The organism is Terriglobales bacterium, from assembly GCA_035651995.1.
GTDB lineage: Bacteria > Acidobacteriota > Terriglobia > Terriglobales > Acidobacteriaceae > DASRER01.
The window spans coordinates 300,073-317,360 of the sequence record DASRER010000020.1; the positions used below are offsets into that span (position 1 = coordinate 300,073).

Sequence of the window (17,288 nt, forward strand, 5' to 3'; positions counted from 1 at the left end):
GCTGACCTGCACGTCGGCGGCCCCAAGCCCCGCTTTACCTCGTCAAATCGGGCCACCGCAGTTAATCGCGGAGCGAATAGATGAATGAATAAAGGTTTGCTCCGCAGTTCCCGCCGCCGGGCCGAGCCCGTCCGCAGGAACGTTTCCCAGCGCCGTCAACCCCGGCGTCTGGCAGAGCGCGAGTATATAACGCGCGGCGCGGGGTGTGGCGTGAAGAAAAGTAATCGCCTGGTCACCGCAAGTTACTCCCTCAGTAAACATTTAGCCGCGGATAGATATTGACCGTGGTGTTAACAGACGGCATTGTTCAAGCGGGCCCTTTTCGTCCGCTCGGAAAAACTTTTCAGGCCTTGGGCTGAACCGAATGGGACAAGCCGAGCGGGGTTGTACGAAGCCCGGCGCGCACTATCTCGGGGGAGAAATCGCGCGCCGGGTATTTTTTGTAAATCGGCACTCGGCAATCAGCAATTGGCAGTTGGCCCGCGAACGCCCTTGCTCGCCTCAGCATTCACAGCGCCTGCGCCAGGAAAACCAGTCACGCGGCGAATGCGGATGACCATCTCGGCGTCAGCACGACCAGTCGTTCCGAGGGCCACGATTTTCGGCGGGCTGAATGCTGATGGCTGAAATGCTGAGTGCTGCTCCTGTACAATCCCGTGCTCATGAAGCAGCGGGCGTTTCTGCGGCTGGCAGTTCTGCTGGCGCTGGCGACCTCGGCCAACGCCAGGTACGTTGCCGATCCCATCGTTCGCTACAAGATTGACGCGCCCCTCGACGCCAAGAACAAGACGATCAATGGGCATGAAATCATCCAGTGGCGCAATCACAGCGCCGACTTGGTGCCCGACCTGCAGTTCCATCTTTATCTGAATGCCTTCAAGAACAACTACTCCACGTTCATGCGCGAGGGCGGCGCCACCAGCCGGCGGGTGAAGTTCCTCAACGAGGCGGAGGCGTGGGGATACGAACAGATTCGGTCGTTAAAGGTGAATGGAAACGACCTGACTTCGCAGCTTCGCTACATCCAGCCCGACGACGGCAACCCCTACGACCAGACGGTGGCGCGTGTGCCGTTGCCCGCCCCCATCGCCGGCGGGGGCACGGTGACGATCGAAATTCAGTGGACGTCGAAGCTGCCGCACATTTTTGCGCGCACCGGGTGCCGCGAAGACTTCTGCCTGGTGGCCCAGTGGTTCCCGAAGCCGTGCGTCTGGGAGGCGAAGGGCGAGCGCCATCGCGCGCAGTCAGGCTGGAACTGCCACCAGTTCCACACCTCAACCGAGTTCTACGCCGACTACGGCACGTTCGACGTGAACCTCACCGTGCCCTCCGACTTCGAGATCGCCGCCACCGGCGCCGAGCGCGGCTCACATCACAACGGGGACGGCACAACCACCTACAACTACTACCAGGAGGACGTGCACGACTTCGCCTGGACCACGCAGCCGAAGTCGCAGGCGATCAAGGTCGTCCGCTGGTTCAAGGCCGACGAGCAGGTGACGCCGTCGGAGATCGCGGAGTGGTCGAGGAAGACCGCTGCGCCGCCCGAAGACGTGAAGCTTCAGGACGTGAAGGTCACGCTGTTCGCGCAACGCGAGCACACGGGCCAGGTCGACCGCCACTTCAAAGCCGCGTTCGCCGGGCTGAAGTGGTTCGGCCTGTTCTACGGAAAGTATCCGTATGACGTGCTCACCTTCGTGGATCCGCCGCCGTTCACGGGACGCGGCGCCGGCGGCATGGAGTATCCGACGTTTTTCACCGCGGGCACCGAGTACTGGCCGGGCCAGCACAAGCTCGATCCCGAGGGCGTGATCGTGCACGAGTTCGGACACCAGTTCTGGTACGGCCTGGTAGGCAACAACGAATTCGAAGAAGCATGGCTCGACGAAGGCTTCAACTCGTACTCGACCGGCAAAGTGCTGGAGCGCGCCTACGGACCGAATTATTCCTACGCGTACATCAACGGGATTCCGTTTCCGGCGATCGGCTGGATTGACCTGCCGGTGCCGCGCTATCCCTGGTACAAGGTCGGTAATGTCTGGATCGGTCCGTTCTGGGAGTGGGTGGCGGAGCCACAGAAGTACGGACGCACGCGCTCCTATTGGAACAACGCCCGCACCGACGCCATGGAGCGCTACGCCTGGCTAACCCTCGACCGCGGCAGTTACCAGGACCAGGCGTACTCCAAGCCGGAACTCACGCTGCGCACGCTGGAGGCGCTGCTTGGCGACGCGTGGCCGCGCGTCATCCGCGCCTACCACCAGCGCTGGCGCTTCAAGCATCCCGACGCCATCGACTTCATGGACACAGTGCGCGAGGTCAGCGGCCAGGACATGAAGTGGTTCTTCGACCAGACGGTGTACGGCGCCGAGATCGTGAACTACTCAGTCTCGTTTACCGACGGACATGAGCCGGAGATGAAGGGCTACTTCGATCGCGACGGGAAGCCGGCCATGCAGACATCCGCTGGCGACGACAAAGACGACAGCGGCGGCGACCCGAATCGTCCCCGCGAAGCCGAAGTCCTTGTGCGGCGTCTCGGCAGGATGCGCTTCCCGGTGCAGGTGGTTGTGAAGTTCGAGGACGGCAGCGAGGACCGGAAAGTGTGGGACCTGCACTCGGGAAGTACCGCGATGGTTCCGCCTCCGCCGCCGGGAGCAGTGGCGCCCTCGGTGATCAGCGATGAGCAGTACCGCTGGATCAAGTACAAGTACTTCGGCCGGCCACGGATCGTCTCGGCGGAAGTGGATCCCGACTTTCAGATCAAGCTGGAAGTTGCGCGCACCGATAACTCGGCGCTGCGCGAACCGGTGCGGCTGGCGGCGGACAAGTGGTATCTGCGCTGGGTGGTGTGGTTGCAGAACGTGCTGATGTCGTTTTCCTACTTTGGGTGACGCGCTCTTGGCGGTTGGTGCCTGGCTTGAACAGAAATGACAGCGTCGGTCAATAGAATGCAAAGCCTCACACGAAGGACACGAAGGCAGGCAAAGGGTTTCGGCCAGAGTCCTTCGTGTGACCTTTGTGTGATTCGTGTGCAACGGTTCTCTTGATGGCGGCAGACAACAAACCCGGCGCCCTCTCAGCCGTCCGCAGCGGCCTCTCCGCTTCGGCGCGCCGTCCGTGGCTGGCGCTGCTGTTCTTCGCGGTGAACCTGCTCGTCGCGGCCGCTGTCGCGGCGCCCATGTATTCGGCACTGCGCGAACACATCGGCGCGAGCATCGTCGGTCGCGATTTGGCGCGCGGGTTCAGCGCGGCTTGGCTCACTGAATTCCAGATCGCGCGCGCCGACTTCCTCAGCGGCTTCGCTACGGCGATCGCCTGGGCGGGCGTCGTGTTCCTGGCGCTCAACACCATCCTGTCCGCCGGGGCGTTCGAAGTGTTTGCGCAGGGTGAGGGTGCGGGCATGCACGCCTTTGGGCGCGGCGTGGGCAAATACTTCGGCCGGTTCGCGCGGCTCGCGGTCGCCGCCTCGGTGATGTACTTCGTGGCGTTCTGGGTGTGGAACTACGCCGCCGAGAAGCTGCTCGACGCCATGTTCCGCCACGCCATGCGTGAGGCCGCGCACTTTTATTTGGAATGGGCGCGCTGGGCGCTGCTCGGGCTCTCGCTCGTGCTGATCAATGCCGTGGTTGAATTCGCCAAGGCGGAGATCGTGGTCTCGGCGCGCCGCTCGGCGCTGGGCGCGCTCGGACACGCGGCCGGCTTCGTCCTGCGCCGGCTCGGCGCCGTGCTCTCGATGGTGTTCACGCTCGGCCTGCTGAGCACGTTGGCGGTGCTGGCGTACGTGGTGTTCGCGCGCTACTTCCCGCAATCGGGCGTGATCACGGTGGCGCTGTGGTTCGCCGTGGCCCAGTTCCTGTTGTGGCTTCGCTGGATGCTGCGCCTGGCCACGTGGGGCGCGGCCGTCGCGTACTACGGCGGACACGCGCCTCGTCAACTCGCCGTCGAATAGCCCGCAGGATCGGCTGGAAGGGCGCCGCAGGGCGCCCTTCTGGTTTCTCCCTTGGTTCGGACGGCGCTCGTTACTTCGCCTCGGCGAGCACGTCGGCGTAGTAATTCAGCAGCGCGCGCTTGGGAGTTTCCTTGAGCGGCAGCGTGACGATTCTGCTCCACGGTTGCATTGCCGTTCATGGTGAAGTTGCCCACGCGAATCACGTTGCCGTTCGCCATCTCCAGGTAGAGCGGAACGAGCATGCGGAATTGATCGGTCACGCCCGACTGCGTCACCCTCAGCTTCACACCGACGCCGCCCGCCGCGGATGCGAGTCAGGGACGAAGGCCGGCGTTCAACTCTAGTCCGGGCGGAGCAGCTGTCAGGCAGTGTGACTGCTTAGAAAGCGCCATGAAACGCCACTAGTTTTCCGCAGCCCGTTCGAATTTGGCTCCGGTTGCGCGATCGGCCTGGCCCCGCCGCTGGTTGACACGCCCTTCCGGAGCAGAGCAACATTGTTGGTTTGCCGAGGCGGGCCGGTTCGACTCCGCGCGGCGCGACGACCTACCTGGGAGGTACTCCATGACTCGCATACGGACGGCACTCGTCCTGCTGGGACCGCTGTTGGCAGTGTTGGCGCTGATGGCGCAGGAGAAGAAGCCGCTGACCAACAACGACGTTGTCCAGCTGGTGAAGGCGGGATTGTCGGAGAGCACCATCCTGAGCGCGATGGAGGGAGCGCCGAGCAACTTCGACGTGTCGGCGGCTGCGCTGGTCGAGTTGAAGCAGGCGAACGTTCCGGAAAAAGTGATCCAGGCGATGATCTCGGCAGCGAAGACTAGCCGCCCCGCTGCGCCGGCGGCGCCTTCGCCCGCCAGCGATAAGGCAGCCGCGCCCTCGGCGCCGTCGCGCGTGACCACAGCAGTCGCGAGTACTGCCGATTCCGACGTGGCTGCGCCCGCCGAGGTCGGCGTATACGCCATGGTTGCCGGCAAGCTCACGCCGGTCGGAACAGAGACCGTGGGCTGGAAGACCGGCGGCTCGCTGAAGAAGGTGGCGACGGCGGGCATCGCCAAGGGCCACGTGAACGGCGTCATCCAGAACAACGCGTCGAACCTGCGCGTTCGCGTGCCGCTGGAATTCGTGGTGCGCACGCCCGAGGGCGTTTCCGCGGCCGAATACCAGCTGCTGCGCATGGACGTGAAGGACGACCGGCGCGAATTCCGCGCGCTCACCGGCGAAGTGACCAACGCCGCCGACAACCGCGAAAGAGACTCGATCACATTCCAGACAGAAAAAGTGAGCGCGCGCCTGTTCCGCATCCGGCTCGACCGGCTGGCGCGCGGCGAATACGGCTTCCTGCCGCCGGGCGCGGGCAACAACCTGGGCGCACCGGCAAAGATCTACACGTTTGCCGTGATCGAGTAGCAGCTCGACCTGAAGGTCAAGGACCCTAACACCCACCACAGAGACACAGAGGCACAGAGAAAGACAATTCGAATTCCCCTGTGCTTCTGTGGCAGGTGTTTGCAATCTTCGCAGGCCCAGCGTAGGTAGCCAAAGACGCAATTTTCAAAACAGAACGGCGGGAGGAAGGCAGGTTTTCCTTCCCACCGCCGGTTAGACCGCTCCCAGCGGCAGCATCTCTTCCTCTTCAGGGATGGAGACGCCGCGCAGCTTCACGAATCCCGCGCCATCGCCGCTCATCGACGGACGGAAGTAGTTGCACTCCGCCACCGGGAACCCGATGACGATCCATGTTGGGCTGTAGCGGCACACGGCCATGATCTCGCCGCCACGTCCGCGGATGAACTGGCCCCAGGTGCACCCGGAGCACAGGCTCTCCGGCTCGGGCGGAGGCGCCGCGGAAACTTCCGCCGGAGGCGCAGCTGGGACTACGGCCGGCGGGTTCTCCGGCTTCGGCGCGTCCGGCGTGATACTGCCAATCGTGACCGGCTTGCTGCGCACGCGGAACCAAAGCGCTCGAACCAGGTTCATGAGAATCAGGACGAAAATGTTCTCCAAGCTGCACCTCCTTTCAGGCAAAAGTTTCGAGTCTCGCGTTTCGAGTTTCGCGAAAGAGCGAGACGCCAACGCGACAGCAGAGTGAACGGGAACGGAAGGCAGCTGCGCACGCGCGCGAATGCCTCACGGGGTTGACGGTGTTGGCTGCTGTGCTGAGGCCTGGGAGCGGTTACAAGCCGATCAGGGAATCGGCAAAGCACGCCAGTCGTGACATCGCGACGCACGGTGTGGCCGTGCCGCGATCTCGCCGCCAGTTTTCGGGTTGGATATGGCGTTTCAAGCGTGCTGACCTCGTCTGAAAAGAATGCCACGAGCGCGGAAAGTTGCGCAATGACAAAGATTGTCAAAAGAAGCAAAGCTCAACGCGGATGAACGCGGACCAACGGCAAATAATTTGAGTTAGGTCAGTGAGAATCGATGTAAATCCGCGGCGTCAACGATCTGCAAGACAAGAACGTGGACAAGGTCGGCGTCCACAGGATGTGCAGTTTTCTGGCAACCGCCAACCGGCAACTGACAACTGCTTTCAGTACTTCGGCACCTTGGGATCCACCTTGTCGCTCCATGCGAGGATGCCGCCCGCCAGGTTCGCCACTTTGCGGAAGCCGGCCTGCTGGAGGAAGCCGACGGCTTTCGCGCTGCGCACGCCGGAGCGGCAGTGCACCACGATGTCGCGCGCGGTGTCGAGTTCACTGACGCGCCTGGGCAGGTCGCCGAGCGGGATGAGGTGTCCGCCGATGTTGCAGATCTGGTACTCGTGGGGCTCGCGCACGTCGAGCACGAACACGTCTTCGCCGGCGTCGAGCTTGCGCTTCAACTCTTCCGGCTGGATCTCGGGAACTCCGGTGGCCACAGGCGTCTCCTCGCCGCGAATGCCGCAGAACTGATTGTAGTCAATCAGCGCGGTGACGGTAGGATGCGTGCCACACGCCGGGCAGTCGGGGTTCTTGCGCAGCTTCAGCTCGCGGAAGCGGATGGCCAGCGCGTCAACCAGCAGCAGGCGCCCGACGAGCGGATCGCCCGATCCAAGGATCAGCTTCACCGCTTCGGTCGCCTGGATGACGCCGACCAGTCCCGGCAGAATTCCCAACACGCCGCCTTCGGCGCAGGAGGGCACCAGTCCCGGCGGTGGCGGCTCCGGATACAGGCAGCGATAGCACGGCCCTTCCTTTGTGGCGAAGATGCTCGCCTGGCCTTCAAAGCGGAAGATCGAGCCGTAGACGTTCGGCTTGCCGGTGAGGACGCAGGCGTCGTTGACGAGGTAGCGCGTGGGGAAGTTATCGGTGCCATCAATGATGATGTCGAACTGGCGGAAGAGCTCAAGCGCGTTGGAGCTGTTCAGATGTGTCTCGAACGTGCGCACTTCGACATACGGATTGATGCCCTTGATGCGGTCGCGCGCCGATTCCAGCTTGGGCCGGCCCACGTCGGCGGTGGAGTGGATGATCTGGCGCTGCAGGTTGGTGTAGTCCACCACGTCGAAATCAACGATGCCCAGCGTGCCCACGCCCGCGGCCGCCAGGTACAGCGCCACGGGCGAGCCGAGGCCGCCGGCGCCGATGCAGAGCACGCGCGCCGCCTTCAGTTTGAGCTGGCCCTCCATGCCCACCTCGGGCATGATCAGGTGGCGCGAGTAGCGAAGAATCTCTTCGTTGCTGAGGGAAACGGCGGGAGCCTCGACGACATTGGCTGGTGACGGCATAGACGACGCTCTGTGTGAAAATTCGCTATTGGTTATTTGTTATTGGATCGGCGCATCCGTCGGCCGACGGCAGGACCAGCACTCAATAGCCAATAGCAAATAGCCCGATTGCCAATACCATGATGTCTGAGAGGGCGCTTCGGTTTCAACTTCGCGCCGCAGCGTAAAATGGCGCCGGCATGATCTCGTTGAAAATGAAGGCGCGAACCGCCGTCGCGCTGCTCGCCATCATCACGGCCGCGCTCTCGACGGCAGCTCAGTCGGCCGGCAAGTCCAGGCCCAACACCATCGAAAACCTCTACGACGCCTTCGGCCCGCAGAAGAAGGGCACGGTGCTCGACTGGGGCTTTTCCGTGCTCATCGAGTACCGCGGCAAAACGATTCTCTTCGACAGCGGCAACGACGTCGACAAGTTCCGCCACAATGTCGAGGCGCTCGGCGTCGATCTGCAGAAAGTGGACGTGGCCGTGCTCTCGCACCGTCACCTGGACCACATCTCCGGCTTCCAGTACATGCTGCAGGTGAAGCCGCAGGTAGAGGCCTATCTGCCCGACGACCAGATATTGGGCGCGCCGGTGCCGTTTCGCGTGGCACCTGAGACACCGGAAGCCAGGCAACAGCTTGCCGGCATGTCGCCGGAGGAACTCTATTTCGGCGGCGCGAAGTCGGTCACGCAGGGCACTTCCGGCCCGTTTCCGCATGCCAACATTGCTTATGTGGGCAAGACGCGGCAGATCGGTCCCGGCATATGGCTCATCTACACCACGTCGCCGCTGCTGGGAGAGTTCAACGCGTATCCGCCATCCGAGCCCGGACATCCCGAGCTGATTGGCATGCCCGAAATCTCGCTGGCGCTGGAGACCGATGGTGGCATCGCGCTCATCACCGGCTGCTCACACAGCAAGGTGGAAACAATCGCGGCGGCGGCGCGCGAAGCGACCGGCAAGAAGATCACGCTGCTCGAAGGCGGGTTCCACCTGCTGCCCTACGACGCGGCAACCATCGAGAAGCTGGCGAACCAGCTCAAGAACGAACTCGGCGTGGAGCGGGTTGCGCCCGCGCACTGCACCGGGAACCTCGGCTTCAAGATCCTCAAGCAGGTCTACGGGCGCAACTACTCCTACGCCGGAGTCGAATCGGTCGTGGAGTTCTGAGCGTCTATTTTCCGGTCTGCTGCCACAGCGCGAGCACTGCGCCGGTCGGGTCTTCGAAGATGCTGAAGCTGCCCACGCCGGGAATTTCGGTGACGTCGCGCTTGATCTTCGCTCCCAGCGATTTAGCGCGCTCCGTCGCCTTGCGGATGTCGGGCACGTCGACATAGGCGAGCCACGTGGAGGGCGCACCCGGCAAGGGATGCTGCATCATGCCGCCGCCGGTGCCGTTGCCCGGCTTGATGAGCGTGTACCCCATGCCGCCGCCTATCGCGACGTCTTCCAGGTTCCACTCAAAAAGCTGTCCGTAGAATTGCTTGGCCTTGTCAATGTCGGTGCTCATCAGTTCGACGTGAACGAATGGATTGGGCATGTGCATCCTTTCTCTGGTGAAGTCGTTGGCAGGATTGATCGTAGGGCCCCGATGTTAGCCGGTGGTTAACGCTCTGACCACGATGTCTTCATCCTCGAACCGCTTATCGTCTTCCGTCGTTCCCGCGAGCGCGAACGAGTTCGTTTGTGCGGCCTTGCCCTTTTCGATGCTGGTGATCACGTAGGAGCACCCCACCCAGTGCGCCTCGGCGAAGTCGGTCGGCGACCAGCGCGCGGGATGATCGGGATGCGAGTGGTAGAAGCCAACGATGTCGAGGTGCCGCTCGCGCGCCTGGCGCTGGATGCGCACCAGCTCGGCAGGATCGATATTGTAGCGATTGTGGAGCGCATCCAGCCGCGTATTGCCCGCGCGAACGCTGGCGCGCACGCTGCGCACTCGGCCGTCGGCGCTCACCTCACCCAGCAGCACGCCGCAGCATTCGTGCGGATACGTCTCCTCGCCGTGCCGGCGGATAGCGTCGTATTCGGGTTGGGAGATCTCGAGCATGGCAGGCAATGCCGTTGTCACATCTCCCAGAACTTCTCGCTCAAGTACTTGTCGCCCGAGTCGGGAAACACGGTAACGATGATCGCCTTGGCGCGCTCGCTCGGCGGAAGTTGCTTCGCGACTTCCAAGGAGCCGACCAGCGCCGCGCCCGAGGAGATGCCGACCAGCAATCCTTCCTCGCGCGCCAGCCGTCGCACCATCACGTGTGACGCCTCGGTCGAAATGCCGAGGTCGAGGTCGGCGAGCGCTGGATCGTAAATGGCCGGCACGATCGCCGTCGCCATGTGCTTGGCGCCTTCGATGCCGTGGAATGGCGAATCCGGCTGCAAGGAGATGCAGCGGATCGCCGGATTCAATTCCTTCAGACGCCGCGCCGTTCCCATGAACGTGCCGCTGGTGCCGAGCATGGCGACGAAGTGAGTGACGCGGCCTTCGGTCTGCCGCCAGATTTCATTCGCCGTGCCGTTGTAGTGCGCACGCCAGTTGGCGGGGTTGGAGTACTGGTCGGCGTAGAAATACTTGTGCGGCTCGGCGGCGAACATTTCCTTGGCCCTTCGAATCGCTCCGTCGGAGCCTTCGCCTGGATCGGTGTAGACGATCTTGGCGCCGTAGGCGTTCAGAATGCGCTTGCGCTCCGGCGAAGCATTCGAAGGCATGCACAGCGTGACCCCGAATCCGCGCGCCGCGCCGATCATGGCGTAGGCGATGCCGGTGTTGCCGCTGGTGGAATCGAGCAGCGCGACGCCGGGGCGCAGCTTTCCGCTGCGCTCGGCTTCGGCAACGATGGCGGCCGCAGCGCGATCCTTCACCGATCCGCCGGGGTTGAACCACTCCGCCTTGGCCAGGATCTGCAGTCCGCCGGCTTGCGCTCCGCCCGGACCTGACGCGATCCGCCCCAGGTGGATGAGCGGCGTGTTGCCAATGCGCCCCAGGGCGTCTTCTCCGAGGCGCATTTCCGCCGATTTTCGGGCCGTATCCGGCAAGCCAACTTCACCTGTAACGTCTTTAGCTACCAGTGCTTCCGAGCTGCGCGCCGGGCCTCTCACGTTGGTGGGGTGACTCTGGTAAGTTGTCTGATGCGTCTAAGTGTGCGACAGTCGCACGACTTGCCGCGCTCCCGAGTCTACCCAAGGCTCACGATTTGGAGCAACGAAGCGGCGGGTTGCGGTATCGAATCGGCAAGCGCGCGAAGACGCGCTGCAGAGAAAGAGGCGCGCAAAGGCGCGCACAGACAGAAGATGGCGAAGAACGACAAACCTAATTTCGATCAGGCGCTGGCCTGGTTCCGTGATCACGGCTTCGACCTGCTCGAAGCGCCCGGCACCAAGAGCCGCGTCTTTTTGAAGAAGTACAACGTCTCGGCCGCCGTCGAGAAAGACGACAACGACGGCGTGCGACTGTTCGCGCGCCCTGGCTACCTGGTGGGCAGCGAAATTGCGCGCCTGGTGGACCGCGGATATCAGAAGTTTCTCAAGACGACCAAGGCGGAAATCCCCGCCACGGCCGACCACCTGAAAGCGCTCCACCAGTTCAGCGAAGAGTTCCACGCAGCCACCGGCATCCCGACGCTCTACAATGAGTCGCTGGGCAGCGTGAGCGACGCGTATCTGTACGATCGCGTGGAGCACCGCGACCAGCCGCCGGCGCAACGGCCGAAACGCCCCTGGGAAGACCACGCCGAAACCGGCAAGCGCACCGCGTAAACGAGCTTCAACGCAGAGGACGCAGAGGGCGCAGAGGAACTTCGAAACTTCCGCGCCTCCCGACTTCTCTACGCGCGGGTCCCCGCCGCCTGCTCCCATCCCACGCTGTAGATTCCGATGGGCTGCTTCTTGCCGCGCAGCAGCACTGGCTCCATGGCGGCGAGTTGGAAGCCGTGGTCCGGCTTCAGGTCGGCGGCGGTTGAGGCGGAGATCACCACCTGGCCACCGCGGGCGAAGGCCATCAGGCGCGCGGCCACGTTGACCGCGTCGCCGACCACGGTGTAATCAATGCGGCGCGGCGAGCCGATGTTGCCGGCGGTGACTACGCCGGTGTTGATTCCGATGCCAATCCGCAACTCGGGCCAGCCGCGCGAGACGGCGTCGCGATTGAGCTGTTGCACCAACCGCTGCATCTCGATGGCGGTGCGCACGGCATTGTCGGCATCGCCCCCCTTGGAGATGGGCGCGCCGAAGACGGCCATCACGCCGTCGCCCAGGTACTTGTCGAGCGTGCCGCCGTTGCCGAAGATCACGTCGGTGACGCGCGTGAAGTACTCGTTCAGCAGGTCTACGACTCTTTCCGGAGGCAGCGCTTCGGCGATGCCGGTGAAGCCGCGGATGTCAGCAAACATTACGCTCACTTTCTGGTTCTGGCCTCCGAGCTTCACCACCTTCTCCGGGTGTGCGGCGATCATCTCCACCAGCTGCGGCGCCAGGAACCGCTCCAGTGCGGCGCGCTGCACCTCCTGCTCGGCCAGTTCGCGGTGCGACATGAGGTTGTCGATGGCCGAAGCAGCCTGCGACGCGACCACCGCGAACACGTTCAACTCGTCGCGCGTGAACGCGGCGGCTTTCGCCATGTTGTCCACGTAGAGGATGGCGAACAGGCGCTGCGCGCCCGCGAGCGGCGCGCACATCGCCGAGCGCAGTCCGGAGATGCGCATGCTGGCGCTGGCGGCGAAGCGCTCGTCGTCGGCCGCGTCCACAACCAGAATCGGTTGCAGCTCGGCCTTGACGCGATCGAGGATGGCGCGGCTCAGGATGATCTTGGGCTGCTCGCCGGCGGGCGGATTGCGATGGCGAACTTCCGTCTGGCGCGTTGCCTGGCCCTGTTCGTCGAAGAACATCAGGAAGGCGCGCTCCACGCCGGCGATGCGAAACACCAGCGTCATCACCTGCTCGACGATGTCGTCCATGGAAAGCTTGCCGTTCAGCGCGCGGCCCGCGTCGTAGAGCATGCGCAGCAGGTAGTTTTCGCGCTCCAGGCGGCGCGCGTAGTCCAGCACCTCGGCGGCGGCCGCAGCCGGCGGCGGCTCGGCGGCTGTTATGGGCGCGGCGCCGCCTTTGGCCAGCACCTGCTTCAGCGTCTCCGGCATCTGCGGCTCGCGGATCACGAAGCCGGTCTCGTCGAGCGACTCGACGGTGATCTCGTAGATTCCCACTTCAGCCTTGTCGCCGTGATGCAGGGGCGTTTCGGCGGCGATGCGCTTGCCATTCACCTTCACGCCGTTGGTGCTGTCGCGGTCGGCGATGGAAATCTCGCCGTCGGTCGTCTGCTTCACAACAGCGTGGAAGCGCGACACGCTGCCATCGTTCAGCACCAGGTCGTTGACCATGATGCGGCCGATGGTGATGACGGGTTTGGTGATCTCCAGGATGCCGCGCTTGCCGTCGGGCGAAGTGATGACGAGGCGCGACATGCGAAGCTAGCGGCGCTCCGTCTTGTCTTTTGAAGGAGCGGCGGGCCTTGCCGGCGGATCGGCTTGCGCCGCAGCTTTCGCCGAGGGATCGGGCGCGAGCGAAGGCGCGAAATTGTAGTTCTCGCCGGCGTTCAGGTTCACGCGTGTTTCGGCCAGGTGGAATCCAGCTTTACGAAGAGCGATGGTGTGCTGCCCCGGAGCCACGCTGACCTCGGCAGGCGTTTGCTTGCCGGTGTCGGCGCCGTCCACCAGGATGCTCGCGCCTCCCGGCGAACTGCGGGCGACCACAGTTGCCGACGTGGGCGAGAGCACCGCGTTCGTCTGCGCCGTGCGTCCGGCGTCCACCATGATCCAGCGCAGCTCGGGGTTGTAACCGGGCTTCATGAAACGCACGCGGTGTGAACCGGGCTGGAGCCGGCCGATGACCGCCGGCGTCGTCCAGCGGCGGTCGGGGCGCGTGTCGAGTTCAACCATTGCGCCGGCAGGTGAGGAATCCACGCGCAAGCTGCCGGTCAAAACTTCCGCCGTGTTGGCTGCTGGGGCGGGTGTATCGGCTGCAGGCGACGGCGTTGCCGAGGTTTGCGCTGGTTTGCCCGGCAGGTCACCGGTAAGCTGATTGCCGGCGCGGGGCCACAAGAGTGCGGCCGCAATCACCCAGAGCGCGACCGTGGCGAACAACACGCCGCGTCGCCACAACGGCGTCCGCGGCAAGTCCACCACGAGCGGCGCAGGCGGAGCCGGTGGAACATCCGAGCCCGCGTTCATGATGACCGTGGTGTCTGATTCCCGGCTGTCGGCCGCAGCCGAATGCAGCGTGGCTTCGGCGGCGCGGTTCTTGTAGTTCACCAGGTCGGCAGCGAAGTCGGCGGCGCGCTGATAGCGCTGCTCCGGGGCCTTGGCGAGCGCGCGCATGATCACGTCGCTCAGTCCGGGATGGACGCTCAGGTCCACTTCGCGCGGCGGCGGCGGATCTTCCTGAACGATCTTGTAGATGATGGCGGTCACGCTGTCGCCGCGGAACGGCTTCACGCCGCAGGACGCCTCATAAAGAATGACGCCGAGGCTGAACAGGTCGGAGCGTCCGTCGACCGCGCGCGAGCTGACCTGCTCGGGCGACATGTAGCTGGGCGTGCCCATGGGCGCGCCGCCTGCGGTGGTCGCTCCGCCGCCGGCCTTGGCGATGCCGAAGTCGGTGATCTTCACCGCGCCCTGCGCCGTGATCATCACGTTGGCGGGCTTGATGTCGCGGTGCACGATGCCGTGCGCGTGCGCGTACTCCAGGCCGGCGCAGATGCGGCGGCCGATTTCGACCACCTCCTCGGCGCCGAGCATGCCGCGTTCCGCCAGCAGCGACTGCAGCGTGCGGCCCTCGATGTACTCCATGGCGATGTACACCAGGTTCTGGTGCTCGCCGGCGTCGAAGATGGTGACGATGTTGGGGTGGCTGAGCTTGCCGGCGGCGCGCGCTTCGCGGCGGAAGCGCTCGATCAGTTCCTTGTCCTCGAGCCCTTGCGCGTCTAGCCGCGTGGTCTTGAGCGCGACCGTGCGGCCGATGTTGGGATCTTCGGCGCAGTACACCACGCCCATGGCGCCGCGGCCGAGTTCGCCGACGATGCGGTAGCGGCCGATCTGCTGCGGATTGTCTTTGCTGGCGGGCAGCAACGCCCTCCCGGTTGCCGCGGACCTGAGCCAACTGGCTGCCTGCCGCCGGCACAACAAACCACTTCCCGGAGTTTCATCCTTGCGGGAGCCCGGGACGAAGGAGCCCAATTTACCGTGAGACTCTAGGTGAGAGTACGCGAGCGGTCAACGTACGTTCGTAACCGGAAGTAACCACGCGGAGAGCTACTTAAGGGCCTCGTCGAGCACCGCGGGCTCTCCTCTTTTCACCGTGATCTCGCGGGTCACCGGCTGGCGGCCTTCGATGCGCAGGGTCACCTTGTGGGTCCCAGGCTCGACGGGAAAACGTCCGGGCGTGCGCTTGGGGCGGACGAGGCCGTCAATGGTGACCTCCGCGCCGGGCGGCTTGGTGCGGATGTCGATCTCGGAGCGATCGCCGGGATCGCCGCCACCGAAGATGCGGCGGAAGCCGCGGCCGAACCCGCCTCCGCCCTGCTTGCCGGCTTCCTGCGGACGCAGCGCGGCGTTGAAGGTGTAGTTCTGCCCGGGCTTGACGTCGAAGCTGCTGTCGAGCGGGGCGAAGCCCTCCTTGTGCACCGTGACCGTATGTGCGCCCTGCTCCACGGTGAGCTCGGCCGGAGCGACTTTGCCGGTGTCTTCGCCGTCGAGCATGACGCTCGCTCCCGGTGGCGTGCTGGCCACGGTGATGATGCCGGTCGAGACCTGGAGCACGGCGGCGAGCTGGGCGCGCTTGCCGGCGCTGATGTCGAGCGCGTGCGTCTGGCGTGCGTAGCCGGCGAGCGTGAGCGCCACGCGATGCGTTCCCGGATCAACCTTGGGGAACAGGTACGGCGTCTTCCAGCGCGGATCGGTCTGGCCGTCGAGCTCGATCGACGCGCCGACGGGCGTGGAAACCACGCGCAACTCGCCGGTGGTGGCGGCAGGCGTGGCCGAAGGAGTTGCCGCGGCGGTGGTCGAAGCGTCAGTCGCGGGCGGCGCGGTTGCGGTTCCCGCCGCCGGTTTTGGCGCGCGCGGAGCGGGCGCGGGTTGCGCTCTGGCAGCGCTGCTGCTCTCCGGCGCCGCGGCAGGCGCAGGTGGCGCTTCCGCGGCGCGCTGTGCGTCGCGACGTTGCTTGATCAACCATCCCGCGCCGAGGAGCAGCACGAGCGCGACCGCGCCGATGGCAATCGGCCCGGTGCGCGATGGCTTGCTCAGCGGCGGATGCGACATGGGCCGCGGCGCGACCGTTTCCTTCGGCGGCGGCGCGATGGGCTTCACGCCGATCTTCACCGGCTCGCGCCTGGGCGGACCAAGAGTACCCTGCGGTTTGGCGGGCGCGGGCGCGGCCGGCGCTTTCCCGGTCGCGGCTTTCGCTGGAGCAGCCTGCGCAACTCCCGACGATGGCTCGATGGCCATCGAACTCTGCCATGCCTTCTCCGGCGGGCCGGTGGGCAGGTCGGGACCGAGGGCGCGCATGCCGGTGGAGGTGATGCCGGCGAGCGCGTCCATTTCCTTGCGCAGCGCGCTGGTGGGCGGCGTGGAGTATGCCAGCGTTGCGTCTGCGGCCCAGTCGATGCGCTTGTAATTCTCCAGGTCGTGCACCAGGTCGGCGCCGCGCTGGTAGCGTTTCTCCTTCGTCTTGGCCAGCGCCTTGATGACGATGGCGGCAAGACCGGGGTGCAGCTCAGGGTCGTACTCGGCGGGCGGGACCGGATCTTCGGCGACGATCTTATAGATGATGGCGGTGATGCTCTCGCCCACGAAGGGCTTCTTGCCGGTGACGGACTCGTAGAGTACGACGCCGAGGCTGAACAGGTCGGAGCGGCCGTCGAGCGCCTGGCCGCGCACCTGCTCGGGCGACATGTAGCTCGGCGTTCCCAGCACCTGGCCGGCGCTGGTCATGCCGCTGCCTGTCTTGGCGATGCCGAAGTCCATGATCTTCACCACGCCTTCGGCGGTAATCATGATGTTGGCGGGCTTGATGTCGCGGTGAACGATGCCGCGGGCGTGGGCGTAGTCGAGGCCGGCGCAGACCTGCCGGGCTACGTCAACCACCTGCTCGGCGGCGAGGCGGCGCCCGCCGGCGAGGAGGGTCTGGAGGGTGCGGCCCTCGATGTACTCCATCGCCATGTAAAACAAACCTTCGTGCTCGCCCGCGTCGTAGATGGTAACGACGTTGGGATGGTTCAGAACGCCGGCGGCGCGCGCTTCCTGGCGGAAGCGCTTGAGCAGTTCCTGCGAGTCGATGCCTTCGGCATCGATGCGCATGGTCTTGAGCGCGACCGTGCGACCGATGTTGGGATCGGTGGCGCGATAGACCACGCCCATGGCGCCGCGGCCCAGCTCGGCCACGATCTCGTAGCGTCCGATCTTTCTTGCCTGAGTCGGTTGCTGTTCGTCGCCCATCGCGGCCCAAAAACCGGCAAACCCGCAAATTGTGGACTGTAATGCAGGTTCCAACAGCGGTCAACGGTCGCGGCGCGCCACGGGCGCTCGCGATGTGCGCGGCAAGAAGAGGTGGTTTCCAGGCGACCCGCTGCACGGACAAAGTCAACCGCCACAGGAACCGAGCCGGT

Annotated in this window: 13 protein-coding genes; 5 read left to right on the top strand and 8 right to left on the bottom strand. The window is 64.7% G+C overall.

All coding sequences use genetic code 11. The annotated features are described in order from the left end of the window. Positions 1-635: 635 nt before the first annotated feature. The 3 genes from VFA60_07235 to VFA60_07245 all read left to right on the top strand — a co-directional run bounded on the left by VFA60_07235 (position 636) and on the right by VFA60_07245 (position 5,359). The gene (locus VFA60_07235) at positions 636-2,894 is read left to right on the top strand and encodes a M1 family metallopeptidase (protein HZQ91569.1); all 2,259 of its coding nucleotides are present in this window, start codon (positions 636-638) and stop codon (positions 2,892-2,894) included. Between the two features lie 152 nt (positions 2,895-3,046). Continuing rightward, the gene (locus VFA60_07240; protein ID HZQ91570.1) at positions 3,047-3,952 is read left to right on the top strand and encodes a hypothetical protein; all 906 of its coding nucleotides are present in this window, start codon (positions 3,047-3,049) and stop codon (positions 3,950-3,952) included. Between the two features lie 561 nt (positions 3,953-4,513). Beyond that, complete coding sequence (locus tag VFA60_07245) at positions 4,514-5,359, top strand: hypothetical protein (GenBank protein ID HZQ91571.1); 846 nt, start codon at positions 4,514-4,516, stop codon at positions 5,357-5,359. 192 nt (positions 5,360-5,551) lie between these two features. On the opposite strand, the gene VFA60_07250 is transcribed toward VFA60_07245, so the two are convergent. Together VFA60_07250 and moeB are read right to left on the bottom strand one after the other, a co-directional pair. Next, complete coding sequence (locus tag VFA60_07250; protein ID HZQ91572.1) at positions 5,552-5,956, bottom strand: hypothetical protein; 405 nt, start codon at positions 5,954-5,956, stop codon at positions 5,552-5,554. Positions 5,957-6,482: 526 nt separating this feature from the next. Next, a complete protein-coding gene (gene moeB, locus VFA60_07255; protein ID HZQ91573.1) occupies positions 6,483-7,658 on the bottom strand; it encodes a molybdopterin-synthase adenylyltransferase MoeB in 1,176 nt (391 codons plus the stop codon). 179 nt (positions 7,659-7,837) lie between these two features. Between moeB and VFA60_07260 the strand changes: the two genes are divergently transcribed. After that, entirely contained in the window at positions 7,838-8,812 is a 975-nt protein-coding gene (locus VFA60_07260) for an MBL fold metallo-hydrolase (GenBank protein HZQ91574.1), read from the top strand. 4 nt (positions 8,813-8,816) lie between these two features. On the opposite strand, the gene VFA60_07265 is transcribed toward VFA60_07260, so the two are convergent. Genes VFA60_07265 through VFA60_07275 form a run of 3 tightly spaced genes read right to left on the bottom strand, consistent with a single transcriptional unit; the run spans position 8,817 to position 10,642 of the window. Continuing rightward, positions 8,817-9,182, bottom strand: coding sequence for a VOC family protein (locus tag VFA60_07265; protein HZQ91575.1), 366 nt, complete (start codon positions 9,180-9,182; stop codon positions 8,817-8,819). Between the two features lie 54 nt (positions 9,183-9,236). After that, positions 9,237-9,689, bottom strand: coding sequence for a M67 family metallopeptidase (locus VFA60_07270; GenBank protein ID HZQ91576.1), 453 nt, complete (start codon positions 9,687-9,689; stop codon positions 9,237-9,239). 17 nt (positions 9,690-9,706) lie between these two features. Next, positions 9,707-10,642, bottom strand: a complete 936-nt coding sequence (locus VFA60_07275) for a cysteine synthase family protein (GenBank protein HZQ91577.1) — start codon at positions 10,640-10,642, stop codon at positions 9,707-9,709. A 285-nt stretch (positions 10,643-10,927) separates the two neighbouring features. On the opposite strand from VFA60_07275, the gene VFA60_07280 reads away from it, so the two are divergent. After that, positions 10,928-11,392 carry a hypothetical protein gene (locus tag VFA60_07280; protein ID HZQ91578.1) on the top strand — a complete coding sequence of 155 codons (465 nt, stop codon included), beginning with the start codon at positions 10,928-10,930 and terminating at the stop codon, positions 11,390-11,392. Between the two features lie 68 nt (positions 11,393-11,460). Here the strand turns inward: VFA60_07280 and VFA60_07285 are convergent, their stop codons facing one another. From VFA60_07285 to VFA60_07295, 3 genes are all read right to left on the bottom strand, one after another. Beyond that, a complete protein-coding gene (locus tag VFA60_07285; protein ID HZQ91579.1) occupies positions 11,461-13,092 on the bottom strand; it encodes an adenylate/guanylate cyclase domain-containing protein in 1,632 nt (543 codons plus the stop codon). Between the two features lie 6 nt (positions 13,093-13,098). After that, positions 13,099-14,754: a serine/threonine-protein kinase gene (locus VFA60_07290; GenBank protein HZQ91580.1), complete on the bottom strand. Its 1,656-nt coding sequence runs from the start codon at positions 14,752-14,754 to the stop codon at positions 13,099-13,101. Between the two features lie 183 nt (positions 14,755-14,937). Next, positions 14,938-17,118 (bottom strand): serine/threonine-protein kinase, encoded by a 2,181-nt coding sequence (locus VFA60_07295; GenBank protein HZQ91581.1) that lies wholly within the window; start codon positions 17,116-17,118, stop codon positions 14,938-14,940. Positions 17,119-17,288 lie beyond the last annotated feature (170 nt).

What these genes read in the sequence shown, in the direction of transcription:
- VFA60_07245 (HZQ91571.1), top strand. Translation starts at nt 4,514, where the DNA reads ATGACTCGCATACGGACGGCACTCGTCCTGCTGGGACCGCTGTTGGCA.
- moeB (HZQ91573.1), bottom strand. Translation starts at nt 7,658, where the DNA reads ATGCCGTCACCAGCCAATGTCGTCGAGGCTCCCGCCGTTTCCCTCAGC.
- VFA60_07260 (HZQ91574.1), top strand. Translation starts at nt 7,838, where the DNA reads ATGATCTCGTTGAAAATGAAGGCGCGAACCGCCGTCGCGCTGCTCGCC.
- VFA60_07265 (HZQ91575.1), bottom strand. Translation starts at nt 9,182, where the DNA reads ATGCCCAATCCATTCGTTCACGTCGAACTGATGAGCACCGACATTGAC.
- VFA60_07270 (HZQ91576.1), bottom strand. Translation starts at nt 9,689, where the DNA reads ATGCTCGAGATCTCCCAACCCGAATACGACGCTATCCGCCGGCACGGC.
- VFA60_07275 (HZQ91577.1), bottom strand. Translation starts at nt 10,642, where the DNA reads ATGCGCCTCGGAGAAGACGCCCTGGGGCGCATTGGCAACACGCCGCTC.
- VFA60_07280 (HZQ91578.1), top strand. Translation starts at nt 10,928, where the DNA reads ATGGCGAAGAACGACAAACCTAATTTCGATCAGGCGCTGGCCTGGTTC.
- VFA60_07285 (HZQ91579.1), bottom strand. Translation starts at nt 13,092, where the DNA reads ATGTCGCGCCTCGTCATCACTTCGCCCGACGGCAAGCGCGGCATCCTG.
- VFA60_07295 (HZQ91581.1), bottom strand. Translation starts at nt 17,118, where the DNA reads ATGGGCGACGAACAGCAACCGACTCAGGCAAGAAAGATCGGACGCTAC.